This is a genomic window from Alkalihalobacterium sp. APHAB7, assembly GCF_048323755.1.
Lineage (GTDB): Bacteria > Bacillota > Bacilli > Bacillales > Bacillaceae_F > Alkalihalobacterium.
Map to the genome: position 1 here is coordinate 61,999 of NZ_JBLWFS010000001.1, position 16,540 is coordinate 78,538.

Sequence of the window (16,540 nt, forward strand, 5' to 3'; positions counted from 1 at the left end):
TGAATTATTGACCTTTCTAGCAATTGTTTGATAACCTTAGAACAATGTAAGAATACTAGTTTAAATACTTATCTTGAAAGGGTGATAGGATGAATGTTTCTCGAATAGCTGCGATTGATGTAGGTAATGATTGTGTAAAGGCGATTTTTGGAAAGTATGAATCTGAGTTGTATATACCAAACGTAATTGCTAGAGACACAGAGGATCGACCTGTTATTGGAATTGAAGAACTGAATGAAAAGGACCCACTAGACGGAATTCATATTCGTATCCACTCCCCTGCTCTGAACGAAAACAATGTCATTTACCGTGTCGGAAATTTAGCAACGAAAAGTGACAACGCAAACGAGCTTGATCCAGGAAGCAGTAAATCCGAAGAAGATCAAACGTTAGTTATGCTGTTCACTACGTTAGCATTAGATGCAGTTGGGCTCGAGACCGCTAAAGCGGCAAATAACAATAAGAGTGTAATTGATGCCAATTACACACTAGGAACAGGTTTACCACTTCGAGAAGTAAAAGAAGGTAAAGATGTAGGCTATCGTTCGCAACTGTTAGGATCAGTTCATCAAGTTGAATTTCTAGTAACACCAAAGTATCAAGGTTTAAAAGTAAACATCAAATTTGACGAAGTGAAAGTATACCCAGAAGGCTTTGCTGCTTATATTAATTTAGTTATGGATAAAGATTTAAACATTATCAATAGAGACTTAATTGATAAGCGCATCCTCATACAGGATATTGGTGGACTGTCAACAGACGTGGCTGTAATTAAAAACAGAAACGTAGACGATGATAAAGCACAAGGCTTTAATATTGGTGTTTCTGAGTCATTAGAGGCGATCCGTGAAGAAATTCGTTCGAAGCATGGAGTTGAACTTGATAGTCGCCGTGATGTCGTGGAAATTATTACGAGAAAGAATGATCGTAACCATATTATGGTCAAAGGAAGTCGGACAAGCGTTCACGATATAACGGATCGTATTCTTTTAGAATTAGCAAAAAAACAATACCGTCACCTTCGTAATGTTTGGCAAAAGAACTCTCAAACGGAGATCTGTTATTTTGTTGGTGGTGGAGCAATGGTGTTAAAGGAATATATTAAAACGCTAAATAACAACCTAGATGGCTACAATATTGAATTTTTTGAAGATGAAAAAGAAAGTATCTGGATGATGGCGAATGCGTATTACAAGCTAGTTTCAGATTTTGTAAGAAAAAATAGCAAGGAAACGAAAGTGGCACAAAAACAAACCGTAGAAAAATAGGGTGATCCCATGAAGAAAAAGGGGACAACGGAAATACAGCGAGGACAGGCGATAACGTTTCGCCTTCCTTCGGATACACCTGATCATATTATTAAGCAACTCCAGAAATTAAAAGAAACTGAGCGAAGAAACTTCTCTAGTAAAATCGCTCAGTTTGCTTTGGAAGGTGTCAATCAATCGTTAGTAAAAGAAAGAGAAACACTAACAATTCCGCTTCCAAAGCCGTTAAGTAAAGAACAACGAAACTGGTTGAAGCATTCACATTCCGAAGCATTATTAGGAACGATTGTCTATCAATTACTATCCGATCCGCTTCGTGCGACTTCGATTTTAGCTGCCCTAAATAGTAATTCACTAGATATTGATGAAGCTCTTTACTTACAAGAAGTTGAAATTGAAGAGCCTATAGTGGAGCAGACGGTGACAGCTAGTAAGAGAAACCCAGTGGAGGAACAAGATCCAGAGGAATTCGAAGAAGAAGTTGAAGGTCCAAATGATATCGACTTAGATGATGACTTAGAAAATTTCAATTGGAACGAGGCGAAGCAAGAAGTAGCTGCTTCTGCTGAAGAACCTGAAGAAAAAGAAGAAGACATCGAAGACCTGCTCGGCGGCTTCCTCGCTCAAATGAATAAATAAAAAAAGAAAAGGGTAGCAGGCACCTTTAATGCGTTATTGTATTAAAGGTACCTGCTACCTATTTTAGTAGGTTTTGGATGACGTTGTTCGTTAAGTTCGGAACGACTTCAAGTGAGTATTTTAATTCCATTCGTTCGAACTGTTTATGTGCATCGAAGCCGTAGGGACCAATATTAATAACGGGTACATTAATATCCCGGATATCTTGATAGTTGACATAGTGTTTTGCACCCCAACTCGGATTGTTACTAGAAACAGCCTGAATGCCAGCCTCATCATCACTTAAAGCGACAAAGCTCATATCTGATATATAAGGGAAAAAGTTCTTAGTTGCAATCGGATATTCATAATGTGGTTGAATCGCAGTAATCGCATGCTCGAGCGATTCAATTAAGTTTTCTTCCTTATCATTCTTTCCTGTTACTTCAATTCGAGGTGAATATAAAGAAGAGTAGAAGAGAATAATCGCAGGGCTTCGATCACTCATCCATTTCCATGCTTCTTCAACGACTCTTGCAGCATACATTCTTGTATCCAGTTCTTTATCTAATAAAAGTTGTTCTTTAAATTGAGACATATGGTCAACGTAATCAGTGCCATTTTCTTCAATTAGCAACTGATTCATTTCTTCATAAGTTAATACTCTAGCTTTCCAAGGTATATCCATATACGGCTGACCGCTTGCTAGACTATATTGTTTATACTTTCTATTGAACTCATTTAGTGCATTCATAAACGCAATTTCAGCTTGGTCTTTTAACTTTTCTAATACTTCTTTTGGGGACCAAGAATGAATAAAGAAATTGTAATAGACGTAAGCGGATAGGGCCGTTTGAACTGTATAGGTTGGCTTTAAATCGGTTTGTTTTAAAGAAACAGGCGGTACAGTCGTTTCCCCAAACGCTTCATTACATAGATCTGGGTTATAACTAATTTGCTTTGTCAATTCAGCTGCAATAAAATTGGGATCAATTCCTTCAAAGCATGAACCCACATGTGTTTCAGCTCCAGTTATAAAAAACGACGGCAGTAATTTACCGACCGTTCCTTTATAAATATAACGATTCACATCTCCTTCATAACGAGGAGAGACAAAATCGGCATTAATTGCTGCAATATAATCAAATCCGTGCTCTTCTTTTAAATGTTTTAACTCTTTTAAAGCTGATAAAATCCCGTGAGAACCGTCTTCCTCATCGCACTCAATGACCACAAGAAGATTGCCTTCCAATTCCTCCGGGTGCTCAGAATAATATTTTAATAGATAAAGGTGGCTAGCGACTCCACTTTTCATATCGAGGACACCCCTGCCAAATAAGTAGTTACCCGAATTTAAATGATCCTCGACGACAGTAGGAAGTCTCTCTTGTTTTAAAGCTTCCATTAGATCTGTAGGATGACATGCCTTATTTTTTAAGTGATTATAGTCGTCAATTCCGACTGTATCCATATGTCCCATTAAAATAACTGTTTTATCACTTTTCTTTTTTGTTCCTTTAACAAATGCCAAAATATTGTATCGCTCTTGCTCATCATCGATCGTCTGCTGCTTTAGGATGTGGTTAGGGTTTTCCATAAAATAAGGGAAGGATGACAATAACATATAAATTGCCTGGCTTATTTCTTTTTCACCATCTGAATTTACAATACTTTCTATATTTACAAGTTGATTCGTTAAAAATAACACTTCATCACGACAAGGTAGCATAAGTGAGAACTCCTTTACTCTATTAATGTATTAATGTCAATTTACAATACTATTATAACGATTATTTCGCTTCTCGAGGTACTTTTTTAAAAATAAATAGAAAAGGGCTGTTTTCGTAAACTTTGTTGCTTTTGGTCCGTTTTTTGAATAGGCTATTTTATTTTCAAAAGCTTCACGCCTAGCGTGAAGAGCCAAGCATTCGCTTGGCTTACGGTCCAAAAGCACGGAGCAACAATCTTTGTAAAAAGAGCCTAGAAAAATAACTGTTGGTAAATTTAGTAGGATTGATGACATTAGGACTTATGCAAACAACAGAAACCCCAATTTTTTTAGTGGTACATTTCCTATTGTTGCTTAAGTAGTAAGGCAACCAAAATTAAAAAAACGCCCCTCAAAGGAGAGCATCATCCATACCTATTTTTGTTTATGTTTCGTGAATGTACCCTGTTGTCTAGCTAACAACTCTTTTACTTCGTTATAGGTCAGACCTGATTGTGCATTTAGATGTTTCACTTCTTCAATATCGGTACCAGCAACAGTTTTTTTCTGTTTTTCCATAATAGACCTCCTTACTTTTTCGTTAGTTGTAGTCTTTACTAAAAAAATGATATTATTTTGCCGGAAAATAAGAAGTTTTCAAAATCTTGTTGACACAATTATTGGAAAATTATACACTTATAAATGCAAATATACATGGAAAAGGAGGGTTACGAAATGAAGCAGTTCCAATTTACACTCAATACAACTTCAAATAAACATGTGACCCGCCATCAAGATCGAGTTTAAGCTGCTGCTATTTTAAAATGCGAATCTCGAATTCACCCGTAGGTCACGAATGAAGTGACGTACGTTATTTTTATGTCTTTTTTAGGCACCGTGCGCCCAAGCGTGGTGCCTTTTTTGCGCTTAAACGGCATTTGTTTTTAGAGAAATAAGCGCTGTAATCCATCTAAAGATGTAATCAATATCCATCGTTCTTCTGATGGAACGAACGACAGTATTAAACGATTTAAAGAGGTTTCACTATGTAACTAAGTGGGTGTTGTAATTGTTCCGAGCATTTCTAGCTCGTTGCAATAGATTAATAAATTTCGAAGGGAGTTTTTAAGATGATGAAAAAGAAGGTTATTCGAATGATTGGTTGGGGTTTGATGGATAGTGGCTAACGTTTATTTTTACAAAAAGATGCAACTGAGGGAGGAACATAACTTTGTTTTCAGTACTTTGGAAGTTAAGCTGGTTTTTTAAACAATATTGGAAGCGGTATACCGTTGCCATAACATTATTAATTATTGTGAGCTTTTTAGACGTCATTCCGCCCAAACTAATTGGGATGGCAATAGATGATATTCATTTCGGTCAAATGACAACAGAGCGTCTTGTCGAGTTACTCGTATTTTATGGCGGGCTGATTGTTGTCAGCTACCTCATTACCTATGTGTGGATGTACCAATTATTTGGTGGCGCTTATTTAATTGAACGAATTATGAGAACTCGCTTTATGGCTCATCTTTTAAAAATGACGCCAACCTTTTATGAAAAAAATCGTACCGGCGATTTAATGGCGAGAGCAACAAATGATTTAAAAGCAATCTCAATGACGGCTGGTTTTGGAATTTTGACTTTAGTCGATTCAACGATCTTCATGATCATTATTATTGGAGTAATGGGCTTTACGATCAGCTGGCAGCTTACTCTTGCTGCATTGTTGCCGTTACCGTTTATGGCACTTGCAATCAACTACTTTGGAAAGCTAATCCATCAACGTTTTACGATTGCCCAAGACTCATTTGGGAATTTAAATGATAATGTCTTGGAATCAGTTTCAGGTGTTCGTGTCATTCGTGCGTATGTTCAAGAAAAAGCAGACGAAAAGCGTTTCAATCATATGACAGAAGATGTGTACAACAAAAATATTGCTGTAGCAAAAATCGATGCTTTATTTGAACCGACTGTCAAAATCCTGGTCGGAATTAGTTACGTCATTGGACTGGGATATGGAGCGTACCTTGTGTTTCACCAGACGATAACACTTGGTGAGTTAATTTCCTTTAATGTATACCTTGGAATGTTAATTTGGCCGATGTTTGCTGTCGGTGAGCTAATTAATGTGTTGCAAAGAGGAAACGCCTCATTGGACCGAGTTAATGAAACACTCGGCTACGAAGCGGATGTTCAAGATGATGCCGAACCGGAAGATATTAAGGTACCTGGTACCATCTCATTTTCAAATTATTCGTTTCGTTACCCGGCTTCGACGACAGATAACTTGAAGGATATTTCATTATTTGTGGGTAGGGGCGAGACGATAGGTGTAGTTGGAAAAACAGGAAGCGGAAAGACCACACTACTCAAGCAGCTTTTACGAGAGTATCCGCTTGGGCAGGGTGAACTTCATACCGATGATGTACCACTACAAAAAGTGCCACTCGATACGGTACACTCTTGGGTCGGGTATGTACCGCAAGAGCAAATTCTCTTCTCACGTACGATCCGCGAAAATCTTCAGTTTGGTAAAGAAGTAGTGAGTGAGGCGGAAATTGAGATAGCACTAGAGTTAGCTGCGTTTGAAAAAGATTTAATGGCCCTGCCAAAAGGACTCGATACATTAGTCGGAGAAAAAGGAGTAGCTCTTTCAGGTGGACAAAAACAACGAATTTCAATAGCAAGAGCGTTAATAAAAAAACCTGAAATCCTCATCTTGGACGATGCAATGTCAGCGGTTGATGGCAAAACCGAGGCAAAAATTATTGGAAATATCCGTCGCGAGCGTGCAGGAAAGACAACATTTATAACGGCGCATCGCCTCTCAGCCGTACAGCATGCGGATTGGATTGTTGTTATGGACGAGGGACAAATTGTGGAAGAAGGCACACACGACCAGCTGCTGCAACAAAATGGCTGGTATAAAGAACAATATGATCGCCAGCAAGCTGATTCATACGGTGAGGTGAGTTAAATGAAACAACAAACAACAGGAAAGCGCCTTTTTCAATATGCCATGCTTTATAAAAAGACGATTTTTATCGCACTTGTCATGCTGACGATTGCTGTTGCAGCGGAATTAACAGGTCCGTTTATTGCAAAGAAAATGATCGATGACCATATGCTTGGAATTGAAAGTCCATGGGTTGAGGTTACTGAAGAAAGCGAACGAACGGTCTGGTATAATGACGGCTTTTATATGCGCAGCATCCATGCAGCACCAGATCAACAGACAGGAAATGAAATGCAAATTGTTCAAGTTGGACGTTCTTTTTATGCCGTTCCAGAGCATTTGCCTTTTGATGGAAGCCGTACAGTCGACGGTAGTAGCATCCTAACTGTAACGCAAGGAACAGAGACGGCAAGCTATGAAGCGGAAAAGCTTAGTCAACAACAGATCTTCGCTTTTTACCAACCGGAAATTAAGCCGATGGTGATGCTCTTAGGTTTTTATGTGGTTCTGCTAATTATTGCAGCCTTTTTCCAATACGGTAAGGCATTAATGCTCCAAACAGCAGCGAACCGAATTATTCAAAAGATGCGTACGGACGTGTTTGAGCATATTCAGCGGTTACCTATTACGTATTTTGATAATCGTCCGGCAGGGAAGATTGTTTCACGTGTAACAAATGATACAGAGGCGATTCGAGAGCTTTATGTGAAAGTATTAGCCACATTCTTTACAAGTGCGATCTATATGACAGGGATATTTATTGCATTATTCCTGCTCGATTCAAGATTGGCAATGATTACATTGCTTCTCGTACCCATCATCGTCCTTTGGATGGTCTTATACCGCAAGTTCGCTTCAAAGTATAATCATCTGATTAGATCAAGGGTAAGTGATATTAACGGAATGATTAACGAATCGATTCAAGGTATGCCAATCATTCGCGCCTTTCGCCGAAAAGAACAAACGGCCAAAGAGTTTGAGAAGTTAAATGAGGAGCATTTTACGTACCAAAACAAGCTCTTAAGTTTAAATGCGATGACGTCGCATAACTTAGTGTTTGTGCTTCGGAATATCGCCTTCGTTGTTCTAATTTGGTATTTTGGCGGACAGTCGATTGGAATGGCAGGAGTTATCTCCATTGGTATGTTGTATGCCTTTGTTGACTATTTAAACCGGCTATTTCAACCGGTTACTGACATTGTCAATCAGCTGGCGCAATTAGAACAAGCACGGGTTGCGTCCGTACGTGTGTTTGAACTGCTTGATGAAAAAGGAGAAGTCGTGAATGAAGGAGACATTCCACGTTATCAAGGAAATGTTCGCTTTGAAAATGTATCGTTCTCCTATGACGGGGAACATGATGTCCTAAAAAACATTTCGTTCTCAGCAGATAAAGGAGAGACCGTTGCGTTAGTTGGGCATACAGGTTCAGGGAAAAGCTCAATTATCAATCTTCTGTTTAGGTATTACGATATTAATCGAGGCCAAATTACGATTGACGGAATGAATACAAATGATATTCCAAGGCAGCAACTGCGAAAGCACATGGGAATTGTTCTGCAAGATCCATTTTTATTTTCTGGAACGATTGCTTCGAACGTCAGCTTAGATGACCCTAGTATTACTGATGAACAAGTGAAAAAAGCTTTACAAGACGTTGGAGCTACCAGATTTATTGAAAATTTACCGCAGCAATACGATGAACCGGTCCTAGAAAAAGGAAGTACTCTATCCGCTGGACAACGCCAATTAATCTCTTTCGCTCGTGCTTTAGCCTACGATCCAGCTATACTAATCTTAGATGAAGCAACGGCGAATATCGATACAGAAACAGAAGCGATGATCCAACATGCGTTAAATGTAGTGAAAAAAGGAAGAACGACTTTTATAATTGCACATAGACTTTCAACGATTCGAAATGCAGATCAAATTCTCGTATTAGACCGAGGTGAAATCGTCGAACGAGGATCACACGACGAGCTATTACAACAAAAAGGTAAGTATTATCAAATGTATCAACTGCAACAAGGAAAAAAGGTATCGCAAGCAGTATAAGAAAAGAGCCAAACTTCTTCGGTGGTTTGGCTCTTTTTATAAGAAATATAATTTGAAAATGGATTGGGAATAAAGAATAAGTTAAATGAGGTTCCCATGACACAAATAATAAGGTTTTATTTAGAGTGTGCGATGAAAAGGGAAAAACGACTTAAATATGGATATATGGCTTTAGTTCAATCATTTTTAAACGGATGGATTTCGGTTTTGATAAGAAGACAGACTATCTAACTTGTAATTTGCGTGTAAATGACAAAATTGGCATTTACACGATTTTTTCATTTCTTCATTTTTTGGCTCTAGTTTATATACGTGTGGGACATCAAGTACATTTAATCCGTCTTTTACGTGTCTAGGACAAACCGTTACCATTGCTAAAACCCTCCTTTACTAACTTGAAGCTACTTCAGCTTCTGTAGGTATATTTTTACTTTTTCTGTAAACGATCTTACTTAACGTAATACTAATCTCATACAAAATTAATAAAGGAATAATGACTAGAACATCTGATATAAAATCAGGTGGTGTTATTAATACAGAGACGACAATGAGAATGAAATAAGCAAACTTTCTTCCTTTTACAAGTTTCTCTGGGTTAACGATCCCTAATTTAGTAAGAAACATAACAACAGCAGGCATTTCAAATAAAAAACCGAATGGTAAGGTCAGGTGAAGCATGAATTGAAAGTATCTTTCTGCTGTAAAAAACGTTTCAAATTGATCACCCGCAATATTTAATAGGAAGGAAAGGACGAGTGGGAAGAGAACAAAGTACCCAAATGAAATCCCGCCAATAAATAAGAAAAATAAGCCAGGAATAAACATGAGAGTGGCTCGTTGTTCTTCCTTTTTCAAAGCCGGCTTAATAAACTTCCATACTTGATAAGCGGCAACTGGTATTGTCACCGCAAGGGCAACAACAGCTGCTAGCATCATATAAACCCATAGGATATCACCAGGACCTAATAAAGCTAATTTTCCGTCCAAATCTTTGACGAGGTACTGATAGATGTCTTTTACGAAAACAAAAGCACCAATCAGTGCGATGAGAAAAATGACGAATGTAACAATAATTCGCTTTCTTAACTCGGTTAAATGATCTACGAGCTGCATTTCTTCTTTTTCCATCTAGAGCCCTTCTTTCATGAGAAAGAGGGTGTAGGTAGATAAAGAATTACCTACACCTTCTATGTTTACCTTATGGTTTTACTTTTTATGTTCTACAGCTTGATGTCTTGAGTTTTCTTCTATTTCTGCAGGATTATCATTCACAAGTTCATTTGTAGCTTTCTTAAATTCCTTAAGCGTACTTCCAAATGCTTTTCCGATTTCAGGTAGTTTTGAAGGTCCAAAAATAATTAACGCGATGACAAGAACAAGTATAAGACCTGGAATACCAATGTTTGATAACATGGGATAACCTCCTCATTAAAATCTAGTGGGCTTATTGGGCAGGGGGCTAGAATTATAAAGTAACCCCATGGCGATCTAAAACAGCTGCAGCTAATGGAGACATACCTTCTCTTTCGGCATAGGCTAAAACTTTATCGGAAAGCTGTGGAGCAAATCCAGCTGGAGGAGCGGCATGACTCATCGCAAATTGTTTAGCACTATTTCTTCTAGCAAATGGTCCCCAAATCGCAAGGGTCATACCGGGCTTATTTTGAATATTGACAAACATTGTTCTACCATCAGGAGAGAAACAAACACCAGCAAATTCATCAATGAAATTTTGAGCAAATGTATATACGTTTGCTTCAGGTGTTAAACCGATGATACGATCTCCAAGCGGGTTACCATCTTCAGCAATCCAAAGATCTCCCCAAGGTGTGATCGTTACATTATCTGGACGACGCAAATCATTCATATCATTGGATTCAAAGAATAGCTCTAATGTATTTGTAGCTGGGAAGTAACGGTAAACACGGCCGTGACGAGCTGGTGCAGTTTCTGAACGAGCGCTAGTATCATCAAACCAGAATGCACCACCGCCAAACCAAGACCCTTCAAGTCGTGTAAAGCGAATGCAACCGAGATCTCTAGCATCTTCTTTTGCACGTTCTGGGTTCACTTGTTTCCATACAATACCTACTTTTTGTCCAGGTGCAAATGTACTTGCCATATTACCAGGAAGCTCATCAAGTGCAGCCGCTTCAAGAATGCCGCCCTTTTGAAGGGAACCTAATTTCTGACTGCGGTCATGGGGAGTAAATCGATAGAAGAAAGAAGGTTCACTATCCTCTGTTAAATACCAAATTCCAGTAGCTGGGTCGACACTACATGCCTCATGAGAGAAATATCCCATATCACGAATTGGTGTTTTTGACATTTCATTTTCTGGATCAAGAGGGTTTACTTCGAATACAAACCCATGCCCGAGGTTACGTGTTTCTTCACACGTTAACCATGTCCCCCAAGTAGAAGCACCACCGGCACAGTTACGGATGTTTCCTGAGTTTGTTACGTACTCGTCAACCACTTCACGATTTGGACCAACTACAAGTGCAGTCGTTCCACCAGCTGCACCTTTACTCCAAGGGTTCTTCCCGTTAACCGGGAATTGGTGGTTTGTACCACACTCATGGTTACGAACAAGGATTGTCGTATTCTTTTTTGGACCTTGATAAGCAGCCATTCCATCAGGTAAACCAGGAACCAAATCACCACTTGGATTTACCATGGCTGTTCCAGTGGTAGAAATGATCTTGTAATTAAATCCTTCTGGCAGGTCAATAATTCCGTTAGGATCTTTCACGAGAGGGCCGTACCCACCCCAGCCTCTGCCTTTTGTAGGGTCTACTGTCGATGCTAATGCCTTTGATTGATCTGATAAAGACATTACACCTGTAGTTCCTAACGTTAATGCTAGCGTACTCATTCCTCCAACTTTTAAGAAGTCTCTCCTGTTCATACCACTGTTCACCATTATTATGCCTCCCTAATTTTTAATAGGTTGCAAACCATAGAAGTTGTTCTATGAAAAATCTAGCAAATGAGTTTTAAAGAATTATTTAAAAACTATTTGTATATTGTTAATGTTTGAAATCATTTCAAAAGTATGGTTATTAAAATTAAAAAGTAGCTTAGTTATGGGACTTTTGAAACGCATTTAAGTTGTTGGTGTGAGCATTAGGTGGAACTATGCGTTGACTTAAACAGCGAAGCTGAAACTTTTGCCTTAAAAAAGACAAGAACGACAATCTATAATATTGAGTTTCTGTTAAATTTTTATAGTAGAATGGTAAATAAACGGTCGTATAACAGACTTTTTGTTTATTGAAGCTGTAAAATAGATTTATATAGAAATTTTTTATTGCTAAGATGATTTTACTAATAGATAAGTAGCAGTTTTATCGTTTCTTTAAGAATTGTGAGCGTAGGGAGTGACAGGAATGGATACGGGGATGCAATCTTCAAGAGAAGTTGAGTTGAGCAGGCGAATAGAAGAGTTGGAAAGAAGAGAGGCTGAACTTTTACTTCAATTACGTACGGAAGAAAAATTAAATGCAAAAATTCTTGATGCTCTACCGATAAATATTTTTTTAGAAGATTATGAAGGAAGAACAATTTTTGCAAATAAGCAAGCTTGTGATTGTAACGGTTTAACAAGTGAAGAGTTGGTTGGGAAAACAGTGTTTGACTTTTTTACGAAGCCAATTGCTAAAAAAATTCGTCAAGATGATATACATGTGTGGAAGGCGAAGCAGCTGTTTACAAAAGAAGTTCAGACTGATTTTTTAGGTCAAGAAGGCTATGTTTATACAGGAAAAACGATTATTTCGATAGAAGATGAATTAAAAAAAGAGTATCTTCTTGGATTTGCACTCGATATTACGGATCGGGTGAAGGCTGAAAAGCGATTAAAAGAAAGTGAAGAACTTTTTCGGAAATTAGTGGATCAAGCAGCAGACAGTTTTTTTCTAAGTAATAGCGAGGGGCAAATATTAGATGTAAATACGGCTGCTTGTAACCAGTTAGGCTATTCGAGGGAAGAACTACTAAATTTATCAATAAAAGATATCGTCTCTTTATCGGCTGATAAATTAGCAACAGTTTATGAAAAAGTAGCGAAACGAAAATCCTATAATTATGAACACGGCATGTTACGGAAAGATGGGTCGGTTTTTCCAGCTGATACGAATGTAGGGTTAATACATATTGGAGATCGTACATTATACTTAGGATTAAGCAGGGATATTAGTGATCGTAAAAAGGCAGAAAAACAGATGGAACATATGGCTTACCATGATTCCCTCACAGGACTTCCTAATCGCTGGTATATTCATACATATATTAAGAGGTATTTAACGGAAGAACGAACACAGGACGAGAAACTGGCTTTCTTATTGCTAGATTTAGATCATTTTAAGGTGATTAATGATAGTTTAGGGCATCAAGCAGGCGACCTTTTGTTGCAACAAGTCGCAAAACGATTACATTACTCCATCAGTCAAGACGATACGCTAGCGAGACTAGGAGGAGATGAGTTTATTATTGTTCTACCTAATCTAAAAGATCATAGAGAAGCCGTTACGGTGTGTGAAAAGATTATGAAGGCGATGGAGGATCCGTTTTTTATTGAAGGGCAAAATTTTAAAGTATCTACGAGTATAGGAGTTAGTATCGTCCCTGACCACGGTGAGGACATCCATACATTAATTCAAAATGCTGATATTGCGATGTATAGTTCAAAAGAACAGGGAAGAAATAGTTTTCGCTTTTTTAATAAGGTAATGAAAGACAGTGCACAAAAGCGAATGGAAATGGAAATATCTTTAAGGCAAGCACTAGAGAAAAATGAGTTTATTCTCCATTACCAACCGAAGCTGAACTTAAAAACGGGTACGATCTATGGAATGGAGGCACTGATCCGTTGGCAGAAAGAGGACAATAAGCTCATATACCCTGGTCAATTTATTGAATTAGCAGAGGAGACGGGCCTAATTATTCCAATCGGAGAGTGGGTTCTTCGTGAGGCATGTAAACAATGCAAAATATGGAACGATGCAGGTCATCCTTTAACGGTCAGTGTTAATTTATCAGCACAACAGTTTCAAAAGCATGATCTTACTGAGATGATCGCAAAAATAATAGAAGAAACAGGTCTTAACCCTAACGCTCTAGAATTGGAATTAACCGAAAGTACGGTGATGAAAGAACCGAAACAGGCAACGTATATGCTGCAGCAGTTGAAAGAATTAGGGGTTTCCATTTCAATTGATGATTTCGGCACAGGATTTTCGTCTTTAAGTTATTTAAATCAGTTTCCGATTGATACGTTAAAGATCGACCGTTCGTTTATCTATGATGCACACGAGAATAAAGCGAATCAATCAATTGCATCAGCGATCATTTCGCTTGCTCATAGTTTAGGATTAAATGTGGTGGCTGAAGGTGTTGAAAATGAAGAGCAGTTAAAGTTTCTCAAGACGAAGCAATGTGATGCAGTTCAAGGGTATTTTGTGGGGAAGCCGATGGGGGGAGAGCTGGTTTTAGATTATATTAAGAAGACGGCATGTGGAATTTGCTATTAGATATTAAAAAAGGATCAGAGATTAGTCTCTGATCCTCTTATTATGTCTTTCTATTTAATTATGGGCGTGGATCACCAACAAATAAAATAGTTGGCACTTCGTAAGTTTCTGTTCCGTTACTTACTGTAATTGTTCCTTCGTAGTACCCATTTTTCAATTTGCTAGAGTCAATTTGTACATTAAAGTTCACTTGTTGAGATCTGTTTGGCTGAACATTAAGGTTATTACTTGTAATTATTTTAATGCCTTCAGGGTTTCCATTAAAATTAACGTCAAATGAGTACCTTTTACGCTCATCTGATAGGTTATTAATTGTAAAGTGTTGACGTTCAACTTGTTGACCATTATCTTTTATGAATGTACCGAAAGAGTGGCTCCCAGGTGTAATTAGTGTTTGTGCATTAATTGCATCAACGACACGAATGCTTCCTGCACCTTGTGTATTGTGAGGGTATAACTTACCATCAATATCAAAAAGATTTTCAGCTGTATTCATAAGTGAAGCCTTTACAAAGTCTACGCTCCAGTTCGGGTTCGCTTGTAAAATAAGTGCTGCAGCACCAGCTACGTGTGGAGCAGCCATACTTGTTCCTTGTAGAGAGGCATATCCATGTGGGTTCTCTGGGTTATGAGTCGGTATCGGGCTTACAATTGCTACACCAGGAGCTGAAACATCAGGCTTGATCATCCATGTTTCCATGACTGGACCACGAGAAGAGAAGTTTGCCATTGTTTCACCAACTTCACGATCAAACTCGATAGCAAATGAAACTGTATTATTACCAGCTTCTAATTCAGCAAGTAGTTTTTGGCCGTCAGCCAAAGTTGTTTTAATTGTTGGTAAAGCCATACCAGGAACATCAGGGTTTTCCCCTGCCACATTATTGTATAAAATAACTCCTACAGCACCAGCGTTTTTAGCATTTGTTGCTTTGTCTACGAATGCAAACTCACCACGGCTAATTAATGCAATTTTTCCTTCAACATCTTTACCTTCAAAATCAGAAACTGCACCTAAACCTGCATGAACAAATTCTAACTCTACTCCATCAAGTGCTAGTAATTCCTCTACGGTAGGGAAGCCCATCACTTTTGCAGATGGATACTCTACACCTTCTGAAGTAAATAGCCCTGAACGATATAGGTCATAAGGAAGTTGTGTAGCTCCAACAGATATGGCTTCACGAGATGTACCAGGAGAACCTACTGTCCAGTTGTTTGGACCACTGTTACCATTTGAAGTAACGGCTACAACACCTTCTGCCATTGCCCAGTCTAACGCGATACTAGTTGCGAAATCTGGGTTATTTAATGTATTACCTAAAGATAAGTTCATAATGTCTGCACCGTCATGAACGGCTCTTTCAATACCTGCAATTACATTTTCAGTTGTTCCTCGGCCACCAGGTCCAAGAACACGATAAGATAGTAAGGTAGCTTCAGGAGCTACACCTTTAATTAAACCATTAGCAGCAACTGTACCAGCTACGTGAGTACCATGGTTTGTTGAACCGCCACGAGGGTCACCAGGAGGAGTTTCTTGTGGAGAGTCGTTGTTATCAACAAAGTCCCAACCTTTATAATCTCCAAAGTTATCTTTTAAATCAGGGTGTGTATAATCAACACCAGTGTCTAGGACAGCAACTGTAACCCCTTTACCAGTGAAACCTGCATCCCATGCTTGGTCAGATCCAATGAATGGAGCACTATCCATCATCTCAGGAGAAATTTCAAATGCATTAATTTCTAAACCTTCACCAACAATATCGACCGTAAATTCAACGTTCGGATAAACTGCTTTTACACCAGGAACTTTTAGGAGTTCTGGTATATCACTTTCTTTTACTTCTACAGAGAAACCAGAGAATACGTGATCATATTCACGGTTGAATGTAACATTTTGTGCTGCTTTTTGTACGTTTGCTTTTACGTTTTCACGTACCTTTTTTAAGTTTTGTTTCGATTGTTTTTGACCTTTATGTTTTGCCTCAACGATTGAAGGTTCATTCAGTTCAACAATAACTGAAATTTGGTCAGACGATGAGAAGTCAAACTCACCAAAAGCTTTAGCTGAATTTTGGGTTGTGTTTGCCCCGGCAAATCCAGCAAACGATGAGAAAGCTAGTAAGAATACGAGTGAAAAGATCATTCCTTTAAAGGAATTTTTACTACGTTGTAACAATAAAATCCTCTCCTTATATAATAATAGTTTGTGAAAATCCAGCTCTATCTAGGAGGATGAATTTTCTAAAAAGTCACGGTAGTTAGTATATTAATATAAAGTAGGGTTAAAATCTTGGTATAATAGTTTTATTTAATAGAGTGAAAATTTTATATATTGGAATAAAAAAATGCAAAAATCAGTCGATTCAGGATTAATTTCCTATATCGAAAGTTT

12 protein-coding genes are annotated in these 16,540 nt (G+C 38.2%); 5 read left to right on the forward strand and 7 right to left on the reverse strand.

The window, feature by feature from the left end; all coding sequences use genetic code 11:
- The first annotated feature begins 89 nt into the window (after positions 1 to 89).
- Positions 90 to 1,268 carry a hypothetical protein gene (locus ACNSTQ_RS00300; RefSeq protein ID WP_418197864.1) on the forward strand — a complete coding sequence of 393 codons (1,179 nt, stop codon included), beginning with the start codon at positions 90 to 92 and terminating at the stop codon, positions 1,266 to 1,268.
- Positions 1,269 to 1,277: 9 nt separating this feature from the next.
- Positions 1,278 to 1,907, forward strand: a complete 630-nt coding sequence (locus tag ACNSTQ_RS00305; protein ID WP_418197865.1) for a hypothetical protein — start codon at positions 1,278 to 1,280, stop codon at positions 1,905 to 1,907.
- Between the two features lie 58 nt (positions 1,908 to 1,965).
- Here ACNSTQ_RS00305 and ACNSTQ_RS00310 read toward each other — a convergent pair whose 3' ends face one another.
- Both ACNSTQ_RS00310 and ACNSTQ_RS00315 read right to left on the reverse strand, forming a co-directional pair.
- Positions 1,966 to 3,615 carry a M20/M25/M40 family metallo-hydrolase gene (locus tag ACNSTQ_RS00310; RefSeq protein ID WP_418197866.1) on the reverse strand — a complete coding sequence of 550 codons (1,650 nt, stop codon included), beginning with the start codon at positions 3,613 to 3,615 and terminating at the stop codon, positions 1,966 to 1,968.
- Positions 3,616 to 4,029: 414 nt separating this feature from the next.
- The gene (locus ACNSTQ_RS00315; RefSeq protein ID WP_418197867.1) at positions 4,030 to 4,173 is read right to left on the reverse strand and encodes a hypothetical protein; all 144 of its coding nucleotides are present in this window, start codon (positions 4,171 to 4,173) and stop codon (positions 4,030 to 4,032) included.
- Positions 4,174 to 4,825: 652 nt separating this feature from the next.
- Between ACNSTQ_RS00315 and ACNSTQ_RS00320 the strand changes: the two genes are divergently transcribed.
- Both ACNSTQ_RS00320 and ACNSTQ_RS00325 read left to right on the forward strand, forming a co-directional pair.
- Positions 4,826 to 6,574, forward strand: a complete 1,749-nt coding sequence (locus ACNSTQ_RS00320; protein WP_418197868.1) for an ABC transporter ATP-binding protein — start codon at positions 4,826 to 4,828, stop codon at positions 6,572 to 6,574.
- Positions 6,575 to 8,608, forward strand: coding sequence for an ABC transporter ATP-binding protein (locus ACNSTQ_RS00325; RefSeq protein ID WP_418197869.1), 2,034 nt, complete (start codon positions 6,575 to 6,577; stop codon positions 8,606 to 8,608).
- Between the two features lie 186 nt (positions 8,609 to 8,794).
- On the opposite strand, the gene ACNSTQ_RS00330 is transcribed toward ACNSTQ_RS00325, so the two are convergent.
- From ACNSTQ_RS00330 to ACNSTQ_RS00345, 4 genes are all read right to left on the reverse strand, one after another.
- Positions 8,795 to 8,980, reverse strand: a complete 186-nt coding sequence (locus tag ACNSTQ_RS00330) for a hypothetical protein (RefSeq protein ID WP_418197870.1) — start codon at positions 8,978 to 8,980, stop codon at positions 8,795 to 8,797.
- An 18-nt stretch (positions 8,981 to 8,998) separates the two neighbouring features.
- Entirely contained in the window at positions 8,999 to 9,736 is a 738-nt protein-coding gene (gene tatC, locus ACNSTQ_RS00335; protein ID WP_418197871.1) for a twin-arginine translocase subunit TatC, read from the reverse strand.
- 78 nt (positions 9,737 to 9,814) lie between these two features.
- Positions 9,815 to 10,021, reverse strand: coding sequence for a twin-arginine translocase TatA/TatE family subunit (locus ACNSTQ_RS00340; protein WP_418197872.1), 207 nt, complete (start codon positions 10,019 to 10,021; stop codon positions 9,815 to 9,817).
- A gap of 52 nt (positions 10,022 to 10,073) precedes the next feature.
- The gene (locus ACNSTQ_RS00345; protein ID WP_418197873.1) at positions 10,074 to 11,534 is read right to left on the reverse strand and encodes an alkaline phosphatase PhoX; all 1,461 of its coding nucleotides are present in this window, start codon (positions 11,532 to 11,534) and stop codon (positions 10,074 to 10,076) included.
- 466 nt (positions 11,535 to 12,000) lie between these two features.
- Here ACNSTQ_RS00345 and ACNSTQ_RS00350 point away from each other — a divergent pair, with 466 nt between their 5' ends.
- Positions 12,001 to 14,142 (forward strand): EAL domain-containing protein, encoded by a 2,142-nt coding sequence (locus ACNSTQ_RS00350; RefSeq protein ID WP_418197874.1) that lies wholly within the window; start codon positions 12,001 to 12,003, stop codon positions 14,140 to 14,142.
- Between the two features lie 58 nt (positions 14,143 to 14,200).
- Here the strand turns inward: ACNSTQ_RS00350 and ACNSTQ_RS00355 are convergent, their stop codons facing one another.
- Positions 14,201 to 16,291: a S8 family serine peptidase gene (locus ACNSTQ_RS00355; RefSeq protein ID WP_418198231.1), complete on the reverse strand. Its 2,091-nt coding sequence runs from the start codon at positions 16,289 to 16,291 to the stop codon at positions 14,201 to 14,203.
- Positions 16,292 to 16,540: the final 249 nt, after the last annotated feature.

Bases quoted from the DNA above. Each gene is read 5' to 3' on its own strand.
- ACNSTQ_RS00355 (WP_418198231.1), bottom strand. From the start codon at position 16,291: ATGATCTTTTCACTCGTATTCTTACTAGCTTTCTCATCGTTTGCTGGA.
- ACNSTQ_RS00325 (WP_418197869.1), top strand. From the start codon at position 6,575: ATGAAACAACAAACAACAGGAAAGCGCCTTTTTCAATATGCCATGCTT.
- ACNSTQ_RS00330 (WP_418197870.1), bottom strand. From the start codon at position 8,980: ATGGTAACGGTTTGTCCTAGACACGTAAAAGACGGATTAAATGTACTT.
- ACNSTQ_RS00315 (WP_418197867.1), bottom strand. From the start codon at position 4,173: ATGGAAAAACAGAAAAAAACTGTTGCTGGTACCGATATTGAAGAAGTG.
- ACNSTQ_RS00345 (WP_418197873.1), bottom strand. From the start codon at position 11,534: ATGGTGAACAGTGGTATGAACAGGAGAGACTTCTTAAAAGTTGGAGGA.
- ACNSTQ_RS00305 (WP_418197865.1), top strand. From the start codon at position 1,278: ATGAAGAAAAAGGGGACAACGGAAATACAGCGAGGACAGGCGATAACG.
- ACNSTQ_RS00340 (WP_418197872.1), bottom strand. From the start codon at position 10,021: ATGTTATCAAACATTGGTATTCCAGGTCTTATACTTGTTCTTGTCATC.
- ACNSTQ_RS00350 (WP_418197874.1), top strand. From the start codon at position 12,001: ATGGATACGGGGATGCAATCTTCAAGAGAAGTTGAGTTGAGCAGGCGA.
- tatC (WP_418197871.1), bottom strand. From the start codon at position 9,736: ATGGAAAAAGAAGAAATGCAGCTCGTAGATCATTTAACCGAGTTAAGA.
- ACNSTQ_RS00310 (WP_418197866.1), bottom strand. From the start codon at position 3,615: ATGCTACCTTGTCGTGATGAAGTGTTATTTTTAACGAATCAACTTGTA.
- ACNSTQ_RS00300 (WP_418197864.1), top strand. From the start codon at position 90: ATGAATGTTTCTCGAATAGCTGCGATTGATGTAGGTAATGATTGTGTA.